This is a genomic window from Pseudomonas yamanorum (assembly GCF_013386765.1).
Taxonomy (GTDB): domain Bacteria; phylum Pseudomonadota; class Gammaproteobacteria; order Pseudomonadales; family Pseudomonadaceae; genus Aquipseudomonas; species Aquipseudomonas yamanorum_A.
This window is the reverse complement of sequence record NZ_JACARE010000050.1, coordinates 25,830-48,097: the sequence shown is the minus strand read 5'-3', so window position 1 is coordinate 48,097 and position 22,268 is coordinate 25,830. Positions and strand designations below refer to the sequence as shown.

The following is a 22,268-nucleotide window of genomic DNA, read 5'->3' as shown; positions in this document are numbered from 1 at the left end:
CCGGTTTAGCCGCGACGGGGCAGGGACGCCCCGTCGCGGCGGCCCGCGGAGCAATGCCGGAGTGAGGGAACACCGAGCCTAGGCGAGGTGCCGACAGGCGGGGCAGAGCGTTTTGGTTACTTTTGCGCTTTTCAAAAGTGACCCGCTGTAAGAGCGGAACCATAAGCCGCCGTTACCGCAGCAACGGATATGTACTCAACCCAAAAAAACCAAACCCAAATCTACCCGCCCATCGCGCACAGGCGGGCACCAATAATACCCCCCAGTCAACGGCTTGCTGATGCGATACAACCCATCAACAATCCCATCCTCAAGCCCACTCATCCGCCGCAACTGCGCTTCAAACGCATCAAACGAATGCCCAAACGCCAGGAACATCAACCCCGCCTGCCCATTCTCGGCCCAAGGCATCGACCGACGCACCACAAACGCCTCCGGGCTAAAACTCTCCTGAGCCGTACGCTTGGTGTGCGCCGACTCCGGCGCATCCTCCAGCTCCTCGTTATCACCATGACGCCGACCAATAATGTGATCCCGCTCCACCGCCGGCAAAGCAGCAAACCCATCCAGGTCATGCTGCCACTGCTGGATCGCCGCAAAGCTCGCCCCACCCGGCGCCACCGCCGCATCCACCGCCGCATCATCATGCGGATTCTCGGTGCCATCCTCATAGTCAGTCAGGTCAAACCCGGTCTTGTAGCGAAAACCCTCGGTCATCTGCACCAGACCAAACCCCGGCGCCAGAGCCTTCTCAAACGCCCGGCTGCGCAACAGCAACTCACCGCGATCCACACCATGCAACCAGACCCACAGCGCCTGCTGGGTCGACGGATTCTCCGCCCCCGGCCCGCTCACATGAGGGAACGCCCGCAACCCTTCAATCCGGGCACCCAAGGCGTTGACCAGCGGCTCACCGAAACCGACCACTGCATTCGCGTCAACCAAGTGCACCAGCGCATCCAGTGCAGCAGGCACAGCGTCCACGGACTCAATGGCAAAAAACAGATGGCGTGCCTGCAACGGCACCGGTGCGGCAAGAATGCCCGGCTGGTACTGACTCATGTGAACTCCTTCAAGAAAGCCGCGCAGTTTACCCGGCCAGTGCCGGGTTGTGCTCAAGGTTTTCCAGGCTTCGCGGGTCGAGCTTCAACTGTGCCTTGAGTTGCGCCCAGCCTTTGGGCGTGACCAGCACCGCCCGGGAGTTTTTCGAGCGGCGCAGCCAGTCGGCCTCGCACAGCGCGTTGAGCAGTTGTACCCCCAGGGGGCCGGCCAGGTGATGGGTGCGCTCGGTCCAGTCCAGGCACTGCTGCGCCAGGCCCTGGCGCGAGGGTTTGAGCGCCGCCAGGTCGATGCCCAGCGCGGCAAACCACTGCGCCCCTGCCGGCAGCAGTTCGTAGCGTTTGTCCTCCACGGCCAGGAGGTACCCGCAGTGTTCCAGGGCCTGGGTGATGGCGACGCCCATTTGCCCGGCCAGGTGGTTGTAGCAGCAGCGCGCAAACCGCAGTCCCTGGGCCTGGCGTGCCAGGGGTTTGGCCGGCACCGGGGTGATCACGCAGAGGTACTCGATGGCCCGCGCCACATGGGCGCCGGCCAGACGGTAATAACGGTGACGGCCCTGGGTTTCGCAGGTCAGCAAGCCACCGGCCAACAGTTTGGCCAAGTGGGTGCTGGCGGTCTGCGGCGTGACGGCGGCAGCATGGGCCAGTTCGCCGGCTGGGAGCGCGCGGCCATCGAACAGTGCGAGCAGGATCGCAGCGCGGGCCGGCTCGGCGATCAGCGCGGCGACATCGGAAAAGTTGGCAGCAAGGGGCATGGCAGGTCTCCAGCAGGACCGCGCCAGTATAGGCGCAGCGAACGACGCCATGCTTCGATCACCGTCGAAGCATCGGCACCGGCGCCCGCGCTAGATTCGCCGCCTGGTTCTTCAAGGATGATCGCAATGCCCTCTCCTCTTCTTGCACAACGCCGGGTACTGGCCGCCACCAGCCTCAGTTATGTGCTGGTGATTCTCGACACCTCCATCGTCAATGTCGCCCTGGAGCGCATCGCCGCCACGCTGCACACCGGCATCAGCGGGCTGCAATGGGTGGTCAGCGCCTACACCCTGAGTTTTGCCAGCCTGCTGCTCAGTGGCGGCGCATTGGGGGATCGCTTTGGTGCCCGCCGGCTTTATCTGGTGGGCCTGGTGGTGTTTACCCTGGCCTCGTTGCTGTGCGGCGTGTCCGGCGACTGGATGACGCTGGTGGCGGCGCGGGTACTGCAAGGGGTTGGCGCAGCGCTGTTGGTGCCCGGCTCACTGACGCTGATCAACCAGGCCTTTGCCAACGATCCGGCCGGACGTGCGACGGCCATCGGCGTATGGGCGAGTTGCGGCGGTATCGCCATGGCAGCCGGCCCGTTGGTGGGCGGCGTGCTGATCGAGCTGTTTGGCTGGCGCAGTATTTTCCTCGCCAACCTGCCGCTGGGGCTGATTGCGATTGGCTTGAGCGCCAGGCTCAACGCCAGCGAGCGCTCGCCAAGGGCGCTGGATGTGCGCGGGCAATTGAGTGCGATCCTGGCGCTGGCGACCTTGATTGGCGTGCTGATCGAAGGCCCGGTTCGCGGCTGGTCCTCCACGCCGATTCTGTTGGCCGGCCTGCTGAGCGTGGCGGCCTGGGGCACCTTCATCCGGATTGAAATTCGCCACGCCCAGCCGATGCTGCCGCTCAAGCTGTTCGCCAATCCGGTGTTCAGCGCCTGTGTGGCGGTGTCGCTGATCTCGGCGTTGATGCTCTACGGCCTGGTATTTCTGCTGAGCCTGTATTTCCAGCGGGTGCTGGGTTACTCACCGTTATGGACGGGCCTGGCGTTCCTGCCGCTGACCGCACTGGTGAGCCTCGGCAGCCTGGTCGCCGGCCGACTGGTCAAGGCCTGGGGCAGCGAACGGTTGATTGGTGTGGCGCTGCTTTTATACCTGGCGGGTTTCGGCCCGCTGTTGCTCTATGGCCCCACCACGTCCTACCTGTGGATCGCCCTGCCGATGCCGGTGATCGGCCTGGCCGCCGGGTTGATCACCCCCGCTGCCACCAGCGCCTTGATGGGCACTGTGGACAAGCACCGCGCCGGTATCGCCGCCGGCACCCTCAACGCCGCCCGACAGGTGGGCGCGGCGCTCGGGGTGGCGCTGTTCGGTGGCTTGTTGGCGGGCCACATCCGGGCGTAATGCGTCTAGCCCTTGCCACACGGGGCGTTGATGGGTGAATCTCTAGTCACGTTTTGCAACCACTTAAGGGGTAGCGACATGACCACCGACAACCTGCTCGCCCAGCTGTTTCCCACTGCCGCCGAGATTCCCGAGCAATTCCGGCTCGCGGCGCCCATTGAACAACGTGATTACCTGGTCGGCGGCCAGTTGCATGTGTGGCACGGCCCCTTGGCCGAAGTACGCAGCCCGGTGCAATTGCGCGGTACCGACGGTGACACACCGGTGATCATCGGCAGCACCCCGCTGCTGGACGCCGACACCGCCCTGACCGCCCTCGACGCCGCCGTGGCCGCCTACGACCGTGGCCAGGGCGCCTGGCCGACGATGCGCGTGGTGGATCGCATCCAGCACGTCGAAGCGTTTTTGCGGCGCATGCGTGAACAACGCGACGCGGTGGTGAAGCTGTTGATGTGGGAGATCGGCAAGAACCTCAAGGACTCGCAGAAAGAATTCGACCGCACCTGCGACTACATTACCGACACCATCAACGCCCTCAAGGAACTCGACCGCCGCTCCAGCCGCTTCGAGCTGGAACAGGACACCCTCGGGCAAATCCGTCGAGTGCCGCTGGGCGTGGCGCTGTGCATGGGCCCTTACAACTACCCGCTGAACGAGACCTTCACCACGCTGATCCCGGCGCTGATCATGGGCAACACCGTGGTGTTCAAGCCGGCCAAGCTCGGCGTGCTGCTGATTCGCCCGTTGCTGGAAGCGTTTCGCGACAGCTTCCCCGCCGGCGTGATCAACGTGATCTATGGCAGCGGCCGCGAGACCGTCAGCGCGCTGATGGCCAGCGGCAAGATCGATATCTTTGCGTTTATCGGCACCAACAAGGCCGCCAGCGATTTGAAGAAGCTGCACCCAAAGCCTCACCGTCTACGTGCGGCACTGGGCCTGGACGCGAAGAACCCCGGGATCGTGCTGCCGCAGGTCGACCTGGACAATGCGGTCAACGAAGCCGTCACCGGTTCCCTGTCGTTCAACGGCCAGCGTTGCACCGCGTTGAAGATCCTGTTTGTACACGAGGATGTGGTCGACAGTTTTATCGAGAAATTCAACCGCAAGCTGGCCACCCTCAAGCCGGGCATGCCGTGGGAAGACGGTGTATCGCTGACGCCGCTGCCCGAGCAGGGCAAGGTTGATTACCTCGGAGGCCTGGTCACCGATGCACTGGCCCACGGCGCCAAGGTGGTGAATGAAAATGGCGGCGCCAGCCGTGGCTCGTTTTTCTACCCGGCGGTGCTGTACCCGGCGAACCCGCAGATGCGCGTGTACCACGAGGAACAGTTCGGCCCGGTGGTGCCGATCGTGCCGTACCGCGATTTGGAGACGGTGATCGACTACGTGCTGGAATCGGATTTCGGCCAGCAACTGAGTATCTTCGGCACCAGCCCGGGTGAAGTCGGGCGGCTGGTGGATGCGTTCGCCAATCAGGTGGGCCGGATCAATATCAACGCCCAGTGCCAGCGCGGGCCCGACAGCTTCCCGTTCAACGGGCGCAAGAACTCGGCCGAGGGCACGCTGTCGGTACATGATGCGTTGCGGGTGTTTTCGATCCGTACCCTGGTGGCGACCAAGTTCCAGGCGAGCAACAAGGAACTGGTGAGCGACATTTTGCAGGAGCGCACGTCGAGCTTCCTGACCACTGACTATATTTTCTGAACCCTGAAATAGGTCGCCGGACTCCTGTGGGAGCTGGCTTGCCTGCGATGACGGACTCACCTCCAACAGTGATGTTGGCTATGACACCGCTATCGCAGGCAAGCCAGCTCCCACCCTGAGTCGACGGCGCCTGTTCGACCGAGGCCACCTTGAGACCGTTTTCATTGCACTTACCCCTCTTCGCCCGCCGCTTGCTGCGCCCGCTGCTGGACCCGTACCGGCGCTACCGTCATGCCAAACTGATCCACGCGGTACGCGTTTCCATCGGCTTGCTCGCCACGATCCTGCTCACCACCGGCATCAACCTGCCCCACGGTGAGTGGGCCTCGGTGACGATGCTGATCGTGATCGGCGGCTTGCAGCACCACGGCAATATCGGCAAGAAAGCCGTCGAGCGTGCCTACGGTACGTTGATCGGGGCCAGCGTCGGGTTGCTGTTGGTGGTGCAAGAGACCTACCTGGGCCAGCCGCTGTTGACCTACCTGCTGATGTCGGTGGTGTGCGGGTTCTTTTCCTATCACGCCATCGGCAAGGGCGGGTACATCGCGCTGCTGTCGGCGATCACCGTGTTTATCGTCGCCGGCCATGGCGACAACCCGCTGTCGGACGGGTTGTGGCGCACGGTGGACATCCTGATTGGCATCGTCCTGGCGCTGGCGTTTTCCTTCGCCCTGCCGCTGTACGCGGTGTATTCCTGGCGCTACAACCTGGCCAGTGCCTTGCGCGATTGCGCGGCGATCTACAGCCGGATCATCAGCGGCCAGTCGGTGACCGATGATGAACACCTCAAGCTGCTCAATCGGCTTAACGCCGCCATGCTGCAACTGCGTTCGTTGATGCCGTCGGTGTCCAAGGAAGTGCGGATTTCCATGACCGAACTGGACATCATCCAGCGGCACCTGCGCATGTGCATCAGCACCCTGGAGATCCTCGGCAACACCCGGCCCGACCCACGGGACAAGGAAGCCCTGGCGCGGATGCAGATGGCGTTGAAGAGCGAGCATCGACAGATACGGGTGCAGTTGATCGGGATGGCACGGGCCTTGAAGTCGGGGGTGACCGAGCGACTGGAGCGGCCGAGCAACACGACGCCCCACGAGCAGACCTTTGAAGTGCCGGTGGTCAACCCGCTGGACGGTTACCGGTTATTGACTCTGCAACTGGCAGCCAACGTTGATGACATGCGCCAGCGCCTGGCCAAGACCGCCAGCCACTGGAAAATCTGATCAATCCCGGTGCAGCGCCTGGACCAACAGGTGCTGGAACGCCTGTAGCCGGGGCTCGGGGCTGTCTTCGGCGAAGCGCAATACATTGGCCACTTCGGGCAGCGGCATCTGCTGTTCGAAAGGTCGGTGCACTGCCACGCGCTTGTCGAGGTGATCGCTGCTGAGCAGGCCCACGCCCAACCCGGCGGCTATGGCCGATATCACGCCCTCCACCGAACCGCACTCTACCGCCACCTGCCAGGGAATGCCCAAGGCACTCAGCCGTTCCTGGGCCAGTTGCCGGTAGAAACAGCCAGGCCCGAACGTGATCAGCCGCACGCAATCATCCGGTGCGTGGTGCCAACCGGGTTGGGCGCACCAGTGCACATGTTCGCTCCACAGCAACTGGTCCCGCGCTTCGACGCGGTGGGTGAAATCCTGATGCAGCGCCAGGTCCAGTTCACGGTCCACCAGGGCCTGGCGCAGCACGTGGCTCTGTTCCACCACAATCCGCACATCAAGCTGGCGATGCTGCCGGGAAAACTGGCCCAGCAGGTTCGACAGCTCGGCCATCGGCACCTGTTCGGTGGCGCCCAGGCGGATGGTGCCTTGCAGCTGCACCGGATTGAAGTGCGCCAGGGCCGCGTCGTGGGCTTCAAGGATGCGCCGGGCGTGGATCAGCAACTGCGCACCGTCGTCGCTGGCCACCAGGCGCTGGCCTTCGCGCTGGATCAGCGGCCGCTCCAACTGTTTCTCCAGCCGCTTGATCTTCCAGCTGACCGCCGACTGGCTGAGATTCAGCCGCTCAGCCGCCCGGGTGACACTGCCGGTTTCCACCACGGTTTGCAGGGCCCTCAGTACATCGATGGGCAGTCGCTGGTTCATGAGCATGGCCTATGACAAAAACAGGATTGGCAGAGAGTAAGTTGTCATTGGTGTCATGGCCAGCGGCGCTTTAGGGTAAAGCCTTCATCACCGCGAGGATTTGCCATGACTGCCCTGCTGAACGAAGTTGCCTTGATCAACGGTTGGCGCATTGCCACAGGCCGCCACGGTGACGGGCTGCCGGTGCTGTTGCTGCACGGCACGCCCGCCCACTCCATCATCTGGCGCAATGTGGTGCCGCATCTGACCGCCGCCGGCCTGCAGGTTCACCTGTTCGACCTGCTGGGGTTCGGCGCTTCGGAGCGCCCCGTGCAAGCGGACACTTCAGTGGCGGCGCAAAGCCAGCTGATTGGCAATTTGCTCGACCACTGGGGGCTTGAGGACGTGCACTTGGTGGGGCACGACATCGGTGGCGTCATCGCGCTGCTGTTTGCCCTGGAGCACCCACACCGGGTGCGCTCATTGACGATCGCCGACGCGCCCAGCTATGACTCGTGGCCATCACCCACCTGGCGCGGGATTCACCAACGGTTTGCCGAGCACGGGCGCATGGGGCCGCACGAACATCAGGCGTTGATGAGCCGGCAATTGGCCATGGCCGTGTTTGACAAGAGCGTGATGCAAGGTGAGTTGCTGGAGGCGTACCTGGCACCGATCAGCGGTGTGGTCGGCCAGCCGGCGTTCTACCAGCATCAGGTGGCACATTACGACGCACGGTACACCGCCGATTTTGCCGAACGTCTGCCAGGCATGGATTTGCCGGTGCAGGTTCTGTGGGGCGCCGAAGACGAGTGGCAGCCGCTGGTGTATGCGCAGCGCCTGCAAAGGGATATTCCGGGGGCTGCCCTGCATGTGCTGGAAAACGCGGGACACTTTCTGATGGAGGACGCGCCGGGACGGGTGAGCGAGTACCTGTTGGACTTTATTGGCCGCGTTCACACAAGCGATTAACTTCACACTTTTTCTTACATATTTTTCACGTTTTATTCACATCCCCAGCCGTAGTGTGAAGCCTCATCCGTTACAAATGCTGCACTTAAAAACCCGCCGCCCCAGCGGGTTTTTTTTGCCTGTCATTTATCCAGACCCGCCACCTGCGGGTGTAAGGATTGCAAGGTGTTATCACCCCTGTTGCTGACGAAGATACAGGTACCGTCCGGGCTGATGCTCACATGACGGGGGCCCTCACCCGCCAGGGTCAGGACCTGTTCTTTTCTCGAGGTATCGATTGCCGCCAGAAAACCTGTGATCACAGAGGTGCCATTGGTGGTGTATAGCCAGTTTCCGTCAGGACTGGCGGCCAAGGTATCAAACAGACTGTTGGTCAGCAGGATGTAGTCGCTTACCTGGTTGCTGGCAGTGTCAAACACCGCCATCCGCGCAAGGCCGGAAAGGTTGATATACACCAACGCACCATCAGGGCTGATTGCCATGCCTGTCCCCGCAGCAATCAGCGGGATGGACCTGACCTGCCGCCGTTCAAGGATGTCGATGACCGACAGTGTTGCGCTCAATCGGCTGCAAACGAATCCATGGCGGTTATCCGGGCTGACGACGATGGCGTTCGGTGTTGTAGGGGTCATCTCGACTGTATCGACCTCCTGGGTCAGCGTATCGAGAACGGCAACGCCCCCTCCCTGAACACAGAAACACAGATTACGTCCATCAGGGCTGAGGACCAGGCCGGTATCATGGCGTCCCAGTCTCATGGATATCACTTGCAGGCTGCTCAGCGTGATAATCAACAACCCTTGCTGATGGCTGACGTATGCATGAGTACCCTGGGGGTTGATCACGACCTCAAGAGGGGGAAAGTCCAGGACAATTCGATAGAGGATGCGCAGCATGAGCGTATCCAGCACGGCCATGTATCGATCGCTGAAAGCGCACACATAAAGCCGCGTACCGTCAGGCGTCAATGCACTGCCCTGGGGAGATCGGAGCGGTATCTTTTCATCGGGCCCGTTAGCCACTACCGCCAGCGAGGCAGAGGCGAGTTTCGAGCCGCTCTGTGCATTAAAGGTATAACGCCCCGTTATCCCAGGCCCTTGAATACCTTCGACCAGCAAAAAACCAGCCGCGTCGGTTACAAAACTGCGAACGCCGCTGCTGCCGTCATCAAAGAACGCCCCGTCCGGCAATGTGATGAGTACCGCACCTTCGGGGACTGGCCGGTAGGCGTCATCGTGCAGGCTCAGACGAAGCCTCAAGTGCCCCAAAGGGGTGATTGTGTAGGGGCCGTTGATAAATAGCGGCGTACCCACTGGCGCAGTCAAATCCTCAACGGTCGGCGGGTTGGGTCCGGGGTTATGCTGCTCAGCCATATTCGGGCACCTGCAAATCGGGCGATGGTGTCTGCCCGATTTAGCAATGCATCGGATTGCTTGTATAGCTGTGAAATTTGACAGTGGCGACCGACGGACAACAGGTCAGCGAACGGCCTTTCCGGCGCTCGGGGCAGCCGCTTGCTCGCGGATCGCACGTTGCGTGTCCAGTACCCGCGCCAGAGCCGTTTCGGCCTCAGGGCTTTGCTGGGGCACGCGAATCGCCGCCGACACCAGGGTGATCAGTTTGGCCATCACTTCGGCATCGGTCGCCGGCCGCCCCAGGCTCATGGAGTTCATCAGCAAGCGCAGCTCGGTGCCGGCCATTACCCCGGAAATCGCCTTGAGGGCAAATTGCAGGCGCACCCCCAGTTCGTTGCGCGGCAAATCCGGCAGGGCCAGGGCGAACGCTTCAAAGAAGCGCTGGAACACCGGCTGGTAATGCACCTTGAGGTATTCCTGGATAAACGGCGAGGTGTCGCTGTACACACGCCCCAGGAAACGGATGAACGAACGCCCTTCCCCGCTCGCCGGGTCGCTGCGCTCCAGGCCCATGGCCGGGGCGAACAGCACGCCCAGCAAGGTGTCGCAGTCCAGCGGGCCTTCGGATTCGGCTTCGCACCGCGCGAGCAGCTCCAGGCGCTGCTCGTTGAGCGGCTCCAGGCGCTGCATCAACAGGGTTTTCATCAGGGAATCCTTGTCCCCGAAGTGATAATTCACCGCAGCGAGATTGACCTGCGCCCTCTCGGTTATCTGCCGCAACAAAACGGCGTCATAGCCGTATTTGATGAAAAGAGCCTCTGTCGCATCCAGCAATCGGGTCTTGGTAACGTTTGGAGCGCTGAGTTTCTTCGCGACCATAGGGATTGGGGTTCCACTGCGGAAATATTGTTTTAAAAATTAATTTGATTTTTTATACCGGGGCCGCTGCCTGAAAGCAAGTAGTGACACTGCGCCATACCATCCAAAGCCAGCAATGACGGGCTCGTTGAGGGTAGCTGATGGATTTTTCCGGCGCCTGAAATGCCCCGTAGAGGAATCGTTTCAAAGGGTAAAACCGCTCTATATCCATGGCTGGCGGAACGGCGGGATCGCGGTTAGTATTCAAACAATATTTTAAAAACAAGAAATAAAACCAGTCCGTGACGTGTACCAGGCAGCCCCTGAACTTGTTACAAGGATTTTCAGGGGATGCGCGGTGCCGTCGAGGCTGCAGGCGTAGTCATGATGACAGATACCCCCGCGCACCCAGGCTTCATTTCCCTGCAAGGCATCGGCAAAAGCTATCAGTTGGCCGGTCAACACCTGTCGATTCTCAATGATGTATGCCTGGCCATCCAAAGCGGTGACAGCTGCGGCATCCTCGGCGCGTCCGGCTCCGGCAAAAGTACCCTGCTCAATATTCTGGGCCTGCTGGATTTGCCCGACTGCGGCCAGTACCGTTTTGCCGGCCATGACATTTTCAGCGCCAGCCCCGACCAGTTGGCGGCGATCCGCAATCAGCAGATCGGTTTCGTCTTTCAAAGCTTCAACCTGCTGCCGCGCCTCAGTGCCCTGGACAATGTCGCCCTGCCCCTGAGCTACCGTGGCGTGTCGCGGCATGACTCGGTGGAACAGGCCCTGCGCATGCTGGACCAGGTGGGCCTGGCCGAGCGTGCGCATCATCGCCCGGCGGACCTGTCCGGCGGCCAGCGCCAACGGGTGGCCATCGCCCGCGCCCTGGTGGGCAATCCCTCGGTGATCCTCGCCGACGAACCCACCGGCAACCTCGACAGCACCACCGCCCAGGAGATCATGGACCTGCTGCTGGCGCTCAATCGCGAACAGCAGGTGACGCTGATTATCGTCACCCATGACCCGCACATTGCCGAGCGCCTGAATCGCAAGATCCTGGTGCGCAACGGCGTGGTGCAAGAGGCCGGGCGCCTATGAGCCTGCGGGTCGAACAAAGCCTGAGCCAATTGCTGCACGAGGCATTTGTCAGCCTGCGCACCCTGGGCAAGCGCTCGATCCTGGCCTTGCTGGGCATCGTCATCGGCAGCTCATCGGTGGTGGCGCTGATCAATATCGGGCACAACGCCGCCGAAGACGCAGCGATGATTTTCAAAGACATGGGCACCGACACCCTGGTGGCGCAATTTCCGCCCAAGGGTGCCAGCACCGCACAGATGCCCGCCCGCCTGGACCTGGAGGCCGTGCGCCGCAGCGTGCCCGGTATCGCCCATATCGGCGCGGTCTCGTTGTTCAGCGGGCCGGCGGTGTTCCATGGCCGCACCGTCAACACAAACTTTGTCGGCAGTACGCCGGACTTGAAAGACGCGATGCGCCTGTCGGTACGCGAGGGGCGTTTCCTGTCGAGCTTCGATGCGGGGGAAACCTACGCGGTCATCGGTGACCAGATCGCCCAGGCCCTGAGCGCGCCCGGCGACCCGCTGCAATTGGGCGACCGGGTGCGCATCAACGATTACCTGTTCCTGGTGGTGGGCATCCTGCACAGCCAACCCCGGGCAATGCTGATCCCGGTGCAGGCCAACGAATCGCTGTTCGTGCCCGCCCAGGGCATGCGCCGCATCTACGCCAATCCGCAAGTTGCCAACGTGATTATCCGCGCAAGCTCCGGGCAGGACATGGAGCGTGTGGCCCAGGACGCAGCGGCGGCGCTGCGAACCCAGCTCACCGACCACGATGTCGACATTCAGGTGCCCCAGCAAATGATCGATGGCATGACCCGGCAAAGCCGTACCTTCGCTTACCTGCTGCTGGCCCTGGGCGCGATTTCCCTGGTGGGCGGCGGCGTCGGCGTGATGAACGTGATGCTGATGAACGTTTCGGAGCGGCGCCGGGAAATCGGGATTCGCATGGCCCTCGGTGCGCGCCAGCGGGACATTCGCAATCTGTTCCTGCTGGAAGCGGTGACCCTGACCGCCGTCGGCGCATTATGCGGCGCGGTGCTGGGCATGACCGCCGCGTACCTGTATGCCTGGCTGTCCGGCTGGCAGTTTTCCCTGGCGGTGGCCGCACTGCCGCTGGGGGTGGGCAGCACGTTGCTGGTGGGGCTGTTTTTCGGGATCTATCCGGCGGTGTCGGCCTCGCGCCTGCAACCGGTGGAGGCCTTGCGCGATGAATAAACGGCTGCTGTTGTTGAGCGCTCTGGTGAGCTTGCACAGCGTGGCCGCCGACGTGGTGATTCGCCCGTCGGCGCCCAGCACCACCCGCAGCGGTTATGAGCGCGGTGTGTCGCTGAACGCCCAGTCCACCACCTTGACCCTGGGCGACGCGGTGTACCTGGGCCTGCGCAACAACCCGGCAATTCGCAGCGCGTACCTGCAACGTGTGGCGCAGAAATTCGACCTGAGGGTGGCCGAAGACACCTTCAACCCCAAGCTGACCCTGAACAGCTACTACCGCGCCAACAAAGGCAGCGACGACAACGCCCGCAACGCCAACCTGGCGCCCAACGCCACCTTGCTCGGCGAATACGGCACGCGCCTGAGCATGAACTGGACCCAGCAACTGAACAACGCCGACCGTGCCGGGCGCTACCGCAGCGACGGCCTCGACCTCTCGGTGATCCAGCCGCTGATGCGCGGTGCCGGCTGGGACGCCACCACCGCCCCGCTGCGCCTGTCACGCCTGTCGGAGCAGGCCAACCGCCTGAACCTCAAGGCCAACGTGGCGCAGACCATCAGCAACATCATCACCACCTACCGCGAATTGCTGCGGGCCCAGGAACAGCTGAGCATCGTCCAGGACGCCCTCAAACGCTCCGGCACGCTGCTGGAAGTGAACAAAGCGCTGATCAGCGCCGGGCGCATGGCCGAGTTCGAGATTGTGCAGACCGAAGCCGACATCGCCACCCAGCAACTGGGGGTGGAAGAAGCCCAGAACCAACTCGACACCAGCCGCCTGGCCCTGCTGCGCCTGCTGGCCCTCGACCTGTCGACGCCGATCCGCGCCACCGAAGCCCTTGAAGCCAAGCGCATGGACATCGACAAGCACCAGGCCTTCGTACTCGCGCAGAACCAGCAACCGAACTACCTGGCCACCCTGCTCGGCAGTCAACAGGCCGACCTCAACCTGGTGATCGCCAAGGACTCCGGCCGCTGGCAGGTGGACCTGGTGGCCGGCGCCAACCAGATACGGGCCGACACCAATGACGATAACGGCCACTCCAATAACCGGCGCTGGGACAGCTATGCCGGCGTGCAGGTGCAGATTCCCATCGGCGATATCAGCACCCGCCAGGCCGAAGTGCACGCGCGGGTCGACGCGGAGAATCAGGAAATCATCATCGCCGACGCCCGCCAGCAACTGGAGCGCGACGTCAACGATGTGGTGCGTGACCTGGGCACCCGCTGGCGCCAGTATGAAATCTCCCAGCGGGCGGTGGAGCTGTCCAAGCGCAAGATCGAAATCGAACGGGAAAAACTCAGCGCCGGGCGCTCCACCAACTTCCAGGTATTGAGTTTCGAAACCGACCTGCGCAACGCCGAGAACTCACGGCTCAATGCCTTGATTGCTTATTTGAACGCCCAGACTCAGTTCGACCTGACCCTGGGCATGACGCTGGAAAGTTGGGAAATCGCCCTTAATGACTACTAATAAGAAGCGCCTGCTGGGTGTCGTGTTGATGGTGCTGGTGGCCGGTGTCGGCATCACGCTGCTCAGCCGCCAGAGCCCGGCCGCCAACCCGCCCGGCAACGCCGAACAATGGCTGGCGGTAAAGGTCGACCCGCTGGTGCACCAGATCGGCCTGGTGGGCAAGATCGAGCCCGACACCACCATCACCCTCACCGCGCCCTTCGACGGCAATGTGCAGGCCAACCTGGTGGAACAGGGCCAGCGGGTGGAAGCCGGCCAGGTGCTGCTGCGAATGGACCCGGCCACCCTAGAAGTGCAACTGCGCGACGCCCTCTCCGCGCAGCTCAAGGCCCGGCGCACGGTGCAGGAAATGCAGGACTGGGACAGCGGCCAACAAGTCGGCCGCGCCCGCCGCAACCTGCGCACCGCCGAAATGAGCGCCAGCAACACCCAGCGCAAACTCACCGAGAGCGAAAACCTGTTCAAGCGCGGCATCATCCCGCGCAACGAACTCGACGACCTCAAGCAACAGGCCATCCAGCAACAACTCGACCTGGCGGCAGCCCGTGGCGAGTTGCAGCAGGCGATGGAACAAGGCCAAGGCGAGTACCGGCAGATCGCCGATATGGAGCTGACCAACGCCACGGTGAAATATGACGCCCTGCGCACCCTGCTCGATGGCAAGGAGGTCAAGGCACCGTTCTCCGGCATCGTGGTACCGGCGCCGGGCGGCAGCTCATCGTCCCAGGGCGGCGGGAACAACAACGCGCCGGTGCAGGCCGGGAGCAAGGTCAGCCAGGGCCAGGTGCTGTTTGGGCTGGCGAATATCGAGAAGCTGAAAATCGTTGCCAAGGTCTCGGAGCTGGACATCAACCAGCTGCACCAAGGGCAAGCGGTGGAGGTCATGGGCGACGGGTTTGACGGGGAGCGGCTGACGGGGTCGGTGAGTGTGGTCAGCGGCTTGGCAATTGCCAGCGACAGCCAGGGCAGCGCGCAGTTTCCGGTGACGCTGTCGATTCCCAAGCTGACGCCGCAGCAGTTGCAACGGGTGCGACTGGGGATGAGTGCGCGGTTGACCATCGTGACTTATAACAATGACCAGGCGATTGTGGTGCCGGCCCAGGCGATCAGTCGCGGGGATGGGGTGATGACGGTGGAGTATCGGGCCGCGATGGATAAACCGGTGGAGCGGGTGACGGTGACCACCGGGCAGTCGACGGCGCAAGGCGTTGAGGTATTTGGGTTAAAGCCGGGGTTTGTGAAGGTCGGGCCATAACCCCGACCTGTAGGAGCTGGCTTGCCTGCGATAGCAAGCTGTCAGTTGATAAAGATGCAGCTGACCCACCGCTATCGCAGGCAAGCCAGCTCCCACATTAGATTTAGAGGTGTGCCAACCTGGCGGCGAGTGCCTTGGCCTGAATCGCCACATCCGTCACTGCCGTACTTTCCCACCACATCCCGCGCAGCGGTGGGCCCATCGCAAACAACCGCCGGCTGACATTCCCCTGGTCATCCAGCACCGCTCCCGACGCATCCGCCGCAATCCCCAGCGCCAACGGCCCGGGCTGAATCAACCCGCGCTTGAGCAACTGCCGGGGCAACGGCCGGGCCACGCGCCGCCAGTCGTATTCAATTCCGCTGGAGTTGATCAGCGCTGCCCCCGACACCTCGACGACGGCCTGCTCGCCCCGATGGCGCAGGCAAATCGTTACATCACCTTCAGACGGCACCAGCCCCTTGTATGAAGCCGCCTGAATCCGCAACCGCCCTTCCCCATGCAACCGCGCCACCAACTCGGCACTCAAGGGCGGCGAGCGGTGGTGATGGCTTTCCCACCAGGGCCGAATATGCCGCACGAACTGGCGCTTCTCGCGCTCACTCGCCTGGCTCCACAAACGCCCGATGTTGGCGCGCACGGTGTCCAGCGGTGCTTGCCAGTCGATCCCCTGCGCCAGCGCGAGCCGGCATTGGCGACGCACTTCCCGCAGCAATTGCCGGGGGCTGCGCAGGCTGTGGTCTTCCCCGAGGAAGTCGACCCAGGCCGGCGGCTGCCGACGCACATGGGGCAACAGGCCGTGGCGTGAAAAAATCTCGATGGGCCCACGGTGACCGGCCTGTTCCAGGGACACTACGGCGTCGACCATGGTCAGCCCGGAACCGATGATCAGCACGGTGGATTGCGGGTCGAGTTGGGTCATGGCCTGCACATCCCACGGGTCGACTGCCGCGGCATTCAAGCCGCTGGACTCGGTCTGGGGCGTGCGCGCCGCCGGGAACATGCCGGTGGCCAATACTGCAACGGCACCACGCAGTTGCTGGCCGTCGCTCAGGGTCAGCCGTGTGGCGTGTTCATCCACTTCAAGGTCCACCACCTCGGCGCGGATATGCTCGACGGTCGACGTCGAAAGCGCCTTGGCCTCGGCCAGCCGTTGTTGCGCGTACAGGCCAAAAATCCCGCGGGGCGGAAACAGTTCGCTGATGGGCACGTGTTGCTGGTCTGACTCCGGCCAGCCACCGCCGGCGATGTAGGCGGTCAGCCATTGGGTCAGGTCATCGGCGTTGTCCGGGTCGACGCTCATGCGGGCGGCGTTGCCGTTCAGGGTGTGGCCCAGCTCCACCGCGCTGTAGGCCTCGCCGCGTCCCAGCTCCTGGCGCGGCTCGATCACCAGGATCTGCCGCGTGCCCGGCAGGCGCAGCAACTGCACCGCCAGCATCGTCCCGCTCAGGCCGCCGCCGACGATCAGCACATCAGCGTTGCGAATGGCGCTCGTCGCCTGTCCGCGTTCGGTTTCACTCATGAAATTGCGCCCTTACTGTCTGCCTGAATGGTTGTGGTAAAAATCGCCCCGTGCAGTATCCAGCACATCGACCCGGGGCGCATAGCTCAGCCTGACTGGGGAAAGCCCAGGCTCTGACCGCTGTTCAGCCATTGCTCCAGCACCGCCGCCAGGCCGCCTTGCCCGTGGGTGCTCTCCTCGCTCCACAGCTCGGTCTTGCCGGAAGGCTGCCACCAGCGGCACAGCCGCTGGGACGTGTCCACGATGCCGACCTGTTGCACAACCGCCACCGGCTGCAGCCCCGGGACATACGCGTGGGTAGGTCGAATGCGCCACAGCTGTTGCTGCAAGGCGGCAGGTTCCAGGTCATCGGCCAGGGTCAGGATCTGGCCACCGATCACCTGGGCGGCCAGCGCCAGCAGCAACAAATGAGGCTCGAAAGCCCCGCTGAGGGCCAGCCGCGACTCTTCGGTAAAGCCCTGCTGGCGCAAGCCATCGGCCTGACGCTCGACATCCCGCAGGGCATCAATCCAGCGCCAGGCGTACCACTGGCCGTCGCGCTTGTGGCGCAGGGCATTGTGCAGCGGGGTCACCTGCGCCCAGTGGCGCAACTGCGCCAATGCCTTGGGCAACACCGTGACCCGTTCAGCGGGCCATTCCACATCCAGCGGTTGTTCACGTTCATGCACGCTCATAGGGTGATGCTCCTATTGGTGGAACAAGCATGCGGTGGTCCGCTGGCCGAAATCGTTGGCTTGATGAAGATCACCTGTGGGAGCTGGCTTGCCTGCGATAGCGGGGTGTCAGCCAACACAGATGCAAGCTGACTCACCGCTATCGCAGGCAAGCCAGCTCCCACATTGATCCGGTTTCTCCAGTCAGATCGCTGTGGCTTTAAGGTCGCGATAGCTGGCGCCCGGATGGTTGTTCGGCAAACGTGCGCCTTCCCCGAATAATTTCTCCCGCAGGGTGCCCTGGGCATATTCGGTCTTGTACACACCGCGCTTCTGCAACTCCGGCACCAGCAAGTCGACCGCGTCGATAAAGGTCTCGTGGGTCAATGCATAGGCCAGGTTGAAGCCATCCACATCAGTCTCTTCAACCCACTCCTGCAACAGGTCGGCCACGGTTTGCGGGCCGCCGACAAACAACGGGCCGAAGCCGCCGATGCCAACCCAGTCCGCCAGTTCATTGGGGGTCCAGACCTTGTTCGGATCAGCAGTTGAAAACGCTTCCACCGCCGACTGAATGGCGTTGGTGTGCACGTGCTTGAGGGGTTCATCAGGCTTGAACTGGCTGAAGTCGATACCGGTCCAGCCGGAGATCAATGCCATCGCGCCTTCGTAGCTGACGTAGGATTTGTATTCGTCGAACTTGGCCTTGGCCTTGGCGTCGGTTTCGCCAACGATCACCGTCTGCAAGTTGAAGATCAGGATTTTCTTCGGATCACGCCCTGCCTCGGCCGCACGCCGGCGGATGTCGGCAACGGTTTTCTTCAGCAGCACTTTCGACGGTGCCGCCACAAATACGCACTCGGCCTGCTCGGCAGCGAACTGTTTGCCCCGGCTGGAAGCGCCCGCCTGGTACAACACCGGCGTGCGTTGTGGCGAAGGCTCGCAGAGGTGAATGCCGGGCACCTGGAAGTGTTTGCCAACGTGGCGGATCTCGTGGATTTTGCTCGGGTCACTGAAGATCCGCCGCTCGCGGTCCCGCAGCACGGCGCCCTCCTCCCAACTGCCTTCCCAGAGTTTGTAGCAAACCTCCAGGTATTCCTCGGCGTAGTCGTAACGCGCATCGTGTTCGGTCTGGGCTTTCTGCCCGAGGTTCTTCGCGCCGCTTTCCAGGTATGAGGTGACGATGTTCCAGCCGACGCGGCCTTTGGTGAGGTGGTCGAGGGTGGAAAGACGCCGGGCAAATGGGTACGGGTGTTCGAAAGACAGCGAGGCGGTCAGGCCAAACCCCAGGTGTTCGGTGACCAGTGCCATGGGTGCGATCAGCGACAGCGGGTCGTTGACCGGCACTTGGGTGGCCTGGCGAATCGCCGCGTCACCGTTGCCGTTATAGACGTCGTAGATGCCCAGCACGTCGGCGATGAACAGGCCGTCGAACTTGCCGCGCTCGAGGATTTTTGCCAGGTCGGTCCAGTACTCCAGGTCCTTGTACTGCCACGAGCGGTCTCGCGGGTGGGCCCACAAACCGGGGGACTGGTGGCCGACGCAGTTCATGTCGAAGGCATTCAAGCGGATTTCACGGGACATCAAAGCACTCCGTTGAGGTGGTAGTTGCCGACAATCTGGTATTTGCGGCGCAACGGGTCATCGAGGGTCGGCGGCAACGCGGTGCGTTGGCCGGTGAGTTCGAATTCGGCATTGCTCGCGGCGATAAGGGCTTCGGCCGCCGCGATCTGGGCTTCGGTGAGGGCCACCGGGCTCGGGTGGGTTTCGGCACGCTCAAACAGAGCGGCCGCTACGTCCACGCGAATCTGCAGATCACCGAAGCGGCTGATCACGTAGGGGTCATCACTTTTCTCGACAAAGCGCCGGGTGCTTTCCAGCAGTTGGCGCGCCTGATTCAGTGCGGTCATGGATAAAGCTCCTCAGTTCCAGGCGTGGCGCGCAGGCTTGACGCCGTTGAGCACGAAGTTGCCGATCAGGTGGTATTTCCAGCGGGCCGGGTCGTGCAGGGTGTGGGTGCGGGCGTTGCGCCAGAAGCGGTCAAGGTTGTGCTTGCCGGTGACCGAGCGGGTGCCGGCCAGTTCGAAGAGTTTGCTGCTGGCAAGCAACGCGGTTTCCGCCGACAACACTTTGGCCTGGGCGACAACGAGGGAGGCATTGGCCACGGTGTCTTCGTTGGGGTCGGCCAGGGCCCGGTCGACAGCCACGCCGGCCTTGGCGAGGATCGCTTCAGTGCCGTGCACGCGCCATTCCAGGTCACCGATGGCCGCGATGGTGAAGGGGTCTTGCCAGCCGTGATCCTGTTGGCTGTCGATCCACGGACGGGCCTGGCGCGCATAAATCTTGGCCTGTTCCAAAGCGCCAAGGGCGATGCCGGTGTCGACGGCGGCCTGGATGATTTGCGAGATCGGGCCGTTGGCGGTGGGCTGGTCGAAAGCCTGGTGGGCCGGGATCACCGCACTCAGCGGCACGGTGACGCCATCGAGGGTGACCCCGCCGCTGGCGGTGGTGCGCTGGCCGAAGCCGTCCCAGCTGTCGACCACCGTCAGGCCCGGCGCATCACGTTCGACGAACGCGATAAACGCCTGGCCGTGTTCGTTGTTGCCGACGGTGGGCACCAGGTGGGCGAAGAGTGCGCCGGTGCAGTAGAACTTCTCGCCGTTGATCTGGGCCGTATCGCCGTGGAAACGGATTTGCGTGTCGAAGGTGCCGGCGTTTTTGCTCCCGGCTTCGGAGAAGGCATTGCCGAAACGGTAGCCCTGCAAGACCTTGGCGAAGTAATGCTGCTTTTGCTCCTCGCTGGCGGTTTGCAGGAGGATGTCCACCACCCCGAGATGGTTCTGCGGGATTTGCCCCAGGGACGGATCGGCGGCGGAGATCAATTTGATCACCTCGGCCACCGTCACATAGGACACTCCGGCGCCGCCGTAAGCCTTGGGAATGGTGATGCCCCACAGGCCACTGGCGGAGAATTCGTCCAGCTCGGCCACCGGCAGGCGTCGTTCGCGGTCGCGTACGCCCGCCTCCACGGCAAAACGCTTGGCCAACTCGGTGGCAACGGCGATGGCCTCGGCGTCCGAGCGGATGATGTGGGCAGGGTGTTGGGGTTGGGCTGACATGGGCCGACTCCAGGCTCCAGAGAGATACCGGAGTAATTGCAGGAGTCGTGCCTGAATCCAATGATCAATGAAATCAGCGGGTTGCCGGCAAATCGGGGAAGTTGTCGGCGGCTCAAAACAGCAAAGTGTCCAACCACTGTTGCGCTGCCAACAGTTAGATCACCACGTTGCGCACAAACCGCACCGCCACTTCACCGTCATTGCGATAGGCGTGAAGGTGGCGACTGGCGAACATCAGGAACTCACCGGTGGCGACGTGTTTTTCCTCCTCACCCAGCCCCAGCGTCAGCGTGCCTTCAAACACAAACAACTGCACGCTCCAGCCCTCGGGGTCCGGCTCGGGCATGTAGCGGTCACCGGGTTCCAGGCGCATCTCCCACAGCTCCACCTCGCGGCGCGCGGTGGCCTTGGCCAGCAGCACGGCCTTGCTGCCGGGAATTTCGCCGGCCCAGGCCAGTTCGTTGATGCGGCTGTGATCGGGGGCATCCGGGGCCTGGATCAGGTCGCTGAAGGCCACTTCCAGGGCTTCGGCCACCCGGTCGAGGGTCGACAGGCTGACGTTCTTCTCCCCCGCCTCGATCGCCACCAGCATGCGCCGGCTGACGCCGGACTTTTCGGACAAGGCCGTCTGGCTCAACTGCGCCGCATGGCGCAGGCGCCGAACGTTCTGGCTGACGTGTTGCAGGACCGAGGCCCGTTGCGGATTTTCTTTGTGCACTATATTGCTCACAGGGTGGGGTTGCGCAGTATACTGCCCAGCTTGCGGCGCATTGTGCGGTCCGCGCCCCTCCTGTGCAAGACCGAGCCGCCATGACCACCTCCCCGTTGTTTTCCCGTTTCAGCAAAGCCGAATGTGTATTGGTGGTGATCACCATGATTTGGGGCGGCACCTTTTTACTGGTGCAGCACGCCATGGCCGTGAGTGGCCCGATGTTTTTTGTCGGCCTGCGGTTTGCGGCGGCGGCGCTTATCGTCGGGGCGTTCTCGTTGCGCAGCCTGCGGGGCCTGACCCTGTTTGAGTTGAAGGCCGGCTGCTTTATCGGCGTGGCGATCATGTTTGGCTACGGTTTGCAGACCATTGGCTTGCAGACGATCCTGAGCAGCCAGTCGGCGTTTATCACCGCGCTGTATGTGCCGTTCGTGCCGCTGCTGCAATGGCTGGTGCTGGGACGGCGGCCTGGGTTGATGCCGAGCATCGGCATCATGCTGGCGTTTACCGGGTTGATGCTGCTGACCGGCCCGGCGGGCGCGTCGCTGAATTTCAGCCCCGGTGAAATCGCCACGTTGATTGGTGCAGTGGCGATTGCTGCCGAAATCATCATGATCAGCGCCTTTGCCGGGCAAGTGGATGTGCGCCGGGTGACGGTGGTGCAACTGGCCACGGCGTCGGTGCTGTCGTTCCTGATGGTGGTGCCGATGGGTGAGGCGCTGCCGGGGTTCTCGTGGTTGCTGCTGTTCAGCGCAGTGGGCCTGGGACTGACCAGCGCGGTGATTCAGGTGGCCATGAACTGGGCGCAGAAAAGCGTCTCGCCGACACGGGCCACGCTGATTTATGCCGGTGAGCCGGTGTGGGCCGGCGTGGTCGGGCGGATTGCCGGGGAGCGTTTCCCACCGATTGCCATGGTGGGTGCGGCGTTGATTGTGGCGGCGGTGATTGTCAGCGAGATGAAGACGCGGGGGCAGAAGGCGCTTGAGGCGCGCAATGAGCTGGAACAGGAAACCCAAGGCTAAGGCTACTGAAACAATGCCAAACAAGCTTTTTCAGCCTACCTTGTAGGATCCTGCCACATCTTGCCG

At 62.8% G+C, this 22,268-nt stretch carries 20 protein-coding genes; 9 read left to right on the top strand and 11 right to left on the bottom strand.

Annotated features, from left to right (window positions below; genetic code table 11):
• Positions 1-195 precede the first annotated feature (195 nt).
• Together HX875_RS29075 and HX875_RS29070 are read right to left on the bottom strand one after the other, a co-directional pair.
• Positions 196-1,062, bottom strand: a complete 867-nt coding sequence (locus HX875_RS29075) for a Dyp-type peroxidase (RefSeq protein WP_177048062.1) — start codon at positions 1,060-1,062, stop codon at positions 196-198.
• Positions 1,063-1,090: 28 nt separating this feature from the next.
• Positions 1,091-1,813 (bottom strand): ArsR/SmtB family transcription factor, encoded by a 723-nt coding sequence (locus HX875_RS29070; protein WP_177048060.1) that lies wholly within the window; start codon positions 1,811-1,813, stop codon positions 1,091-1,093.
• A 126-nt stretch (positions 1,814-1,939) separates the two neighbouring features.
• Here HX875_RS29070 and HX875_RS29065 point away from each other — a divergent pair, with 126 nt between their 5' ends.
• From HX875_RS29065 to HX875_RS29055, 3 genes are all read left to right on the top strand, one after another.
• Positions 1,940-3,202 carry an MFS transporter gene (locus tag HX875_RS29065; protein ID WP_177048058.1) on the top strand — a complete coding sequence of 421 codons (1,263 nt, stop codon included), beginning with the start codon at positions 1,940-1,942 and terminating at the stop codon, positions 3,200-3,202.
• A gap of 78 nt (positions 3,203-3,280) precedes the next feature.
• Positions 3,281-4,906, top strand: a complete 1,626-nt coding sequence (locus tag HX875_RS29060) for an NADP-dependent glyceraldehyde-3-phosphate dehydrogenase (protein ID WP_177048056.1) — start codon at positions 3,281-3,283, stop codon at positions 4,904-4,906.
• 164 nt (positions 4,907-5,070) lie between these two features.
• A complete protein-coding gene (locus tag HX875_RS29055) occupies positions 5,071-6,132 on the top strand; it encodes an FUSC family protein (protein WP_177048054.1) in 1,062 nt (353 codons plus the stop codon).
• On the opposite strand, the gene HX875_RS29050 is transcribed toward HX875_RS29055, so the two are convergent.
• A complete protein-coding gene (locus HX875_RS29050; RefSeq protein ID WP_177048052.1) occupies positions 6,133-6,996 on the bottom strand; it encodes a LysR family transcriptional regulator in 864 nt (287 codons plus the stop codon).
• A 105-nt stretch (positions 6,997-7,101) separates the two neighbouring features.
• Between HX875_RS29050 and HX875_RS29045 the strand changes: the two genes are divergently transcribed.
• Positions 7,102-7,947: an alpha/beta fold hydrolase gene (locus tag HX875_RS29045; RefSeq protein WP_177048050.1), complete on the top strand. Its 846-nt coding sequence runs from the start codon at positions 7,102-7,104 to the stop codon at positions 7,945-7,947.
• Positions 7,948-8,069: 122 nt separating this feature from the next.
• On the opposite strand, the gene HX875_RS29040 is transcribed toward HX875_RS29045, so the two are convergent.
• Entirely contained in the window at positions 8,070-9,320 is a 1,251-nt protein-coding gene (locus tag HX875_RS29040; RefSeq protein WP_177048048.1) for a YncE family protein, read from the bottom strand.
• Between the two features lie 105 nt (positions 9,321-9,425).
• Positions 9,426-10,181, bottom strand: coding sequence for a TetR/AcrR family transcriptional regulator (locus tag HX875_RS29035; RefSeq protein ID WP_177048046.1), 756 nt, complete (start codon positions 10,179-10,181; stop codon positions 9,426-9,428).
• Between the two features lie 363 nt (positions 10,182-10,544).
• Between HX875_RS29035 and HX875_RS29030 the strand changes: the two genes are divergently transcribed.
• From HX875_RS29030 to HX875_RS29015, 4 genes are read left to right on the top strand one after another with little or no spacing between them, the layout of a single operon-like run.
• Entirely contained in the window at positions 10,545-11,252 is a 708-nt protein-coding gene (locus HX875_RS29030) for an ABC transporter ATP-binding protein (protein WP_177048044.1), read from the top strand.
• On the top strand, positions 11,249-12,448 hold the full coding sequence (locus HX875_RS29025) for an ABC transporter permease (protein WP_177048042.1): 1,200 nt from the start codon (positions 11,249-11,251) through the stop codon (positions 12,446-12,448). The genes HX875_RS29030 and HX875_RS29025 overlap by 4 nt, the downstream gene beginning before the upstream one ends.
• Positions 12,441-13,922 (top strand): TolC family protein, encoded by a 1,482-nt coding sequence (locus tag HX875_RS29020; RefSeq protein ID WP_177048040.1) that lies wholly within the window; start codon positions 12,441-12,443, stop codon positions 13,920-13,922. The genes HX875_RS29025 and HX875_RS29020 overlap by 8 nt, the downstream gene beginning before the upstream one ends.
• Positions 13,912-15,177 carry an efflux RND transporter periplasmic adaptor subunit gene (locus tag HX875_RS29015; protein WP_177048038.1) on the top strand — a complete coding sequence of 422 codons (1,266 nt, stop codon included), beginning with the start codon at positions 13,912-13,914 and terminating at the stop codon, positions 15,175-15,177. Before HX875_RS29020 ends, HX875_RS29015 begins: the two co-directional genes overlap by 11 nt.
• A gap of 103 nt (positions 15,178-15,280) precedes the next feature.
• Here the strand turns inward: HX875_RS29015 and HX875_RS29010 are convergent, their stop codons facing one another.
• From HX875_RS29010 to HX875_RS28985, 6 genes are all read right to left on the bottom strand, one after another.
• Entirely contained in the window at positions 15,281-16,699 is a 1,419-nt protein-coding gene (locus tag HX875_RS29010) for an FAD/NAD(P)-binding protein (RefSeq protein ID WP_177048036.1), read from the bottom strand.
• Positions 16,700-16,785: 86 nt separating this feature from the next.
• Entirely contained in the window at positions 16,786-17,373 is a 588-nt protein-coding gene (locus HX875_RS29005) for a hypothetical protein (protein WP_177048034.1), read from the bottom strand.
• Between the two features lie 183 nt (positions 17,374-17,556).
• Positions 17,557-18,936 carry an LLM class flavin-dependent oxidoreductase gene (locus HX875_RS29000; protein WP_177048032.1) on the bottom strand — a complete coding sequence of 460 codons (1,380 nt, stop codon included), beginning with the start codon at positions 18,934-18,936 and terminating at the stop codon, positions 17,557-17,559.
• Positions 18,936-19,262, bottom strand: a complete 327-nt coding sequence (locus HX875_RS28995) for an acyl-CoA dehydrogenase (RefSeq protein WP_177048030.1) — start codon at positions 19,260-19,262, stop codon at positions 18,936-18,938. Before HX875_RS28995 ends, HX875_RS29000 begins: the two co-directional genes overlap by 1 nt.
• Before the next feature lie 12 nt (positions 19,263-19,274).
• Complete coding sequence (locus tag HX875_RS28990; RefSeq protein ID WP_177048028.1) at positions 19,275-20,471, bottom strand: SfnB family sulfur acquisition oxidoreductase; 1,197 nt, start codon at positions 20,469-20,471, stop codon at positions 19,275-19,277.
• Between the two features lie 154 nt (positions 20,472-20,625).
• Positions 20,626-21,189: a helix-turn-helix domain-containing protein gene (locus tag HX875_RS28985; protein WP_177048026.1), complete on the bottom strand. Its 564-nt coding sequence runs from the start codon at positions 21,187-21,189 to the stop codon at positions 20,626-20,628.
• Between the two features lie 92 nt (positions 21,190-21,281).
• On the opposite strand from HX875_RS28985, the gene HX875_RS28980 reads away from it, so the two are divergent.
• The gene (locus HX875_RS28980) at positions 21,282-22,202 is read left to right on the top strand and encodes a DMT family transporter (protein ID WP_177048024.1); all 921 of its coding nucleotides are present in this window, start codon (positions 21,282-21,284) and stop codon (positions 22,200-22,202) included.
• Positions 22,203-22,268 lie beyond the last annotated feature (66 nt).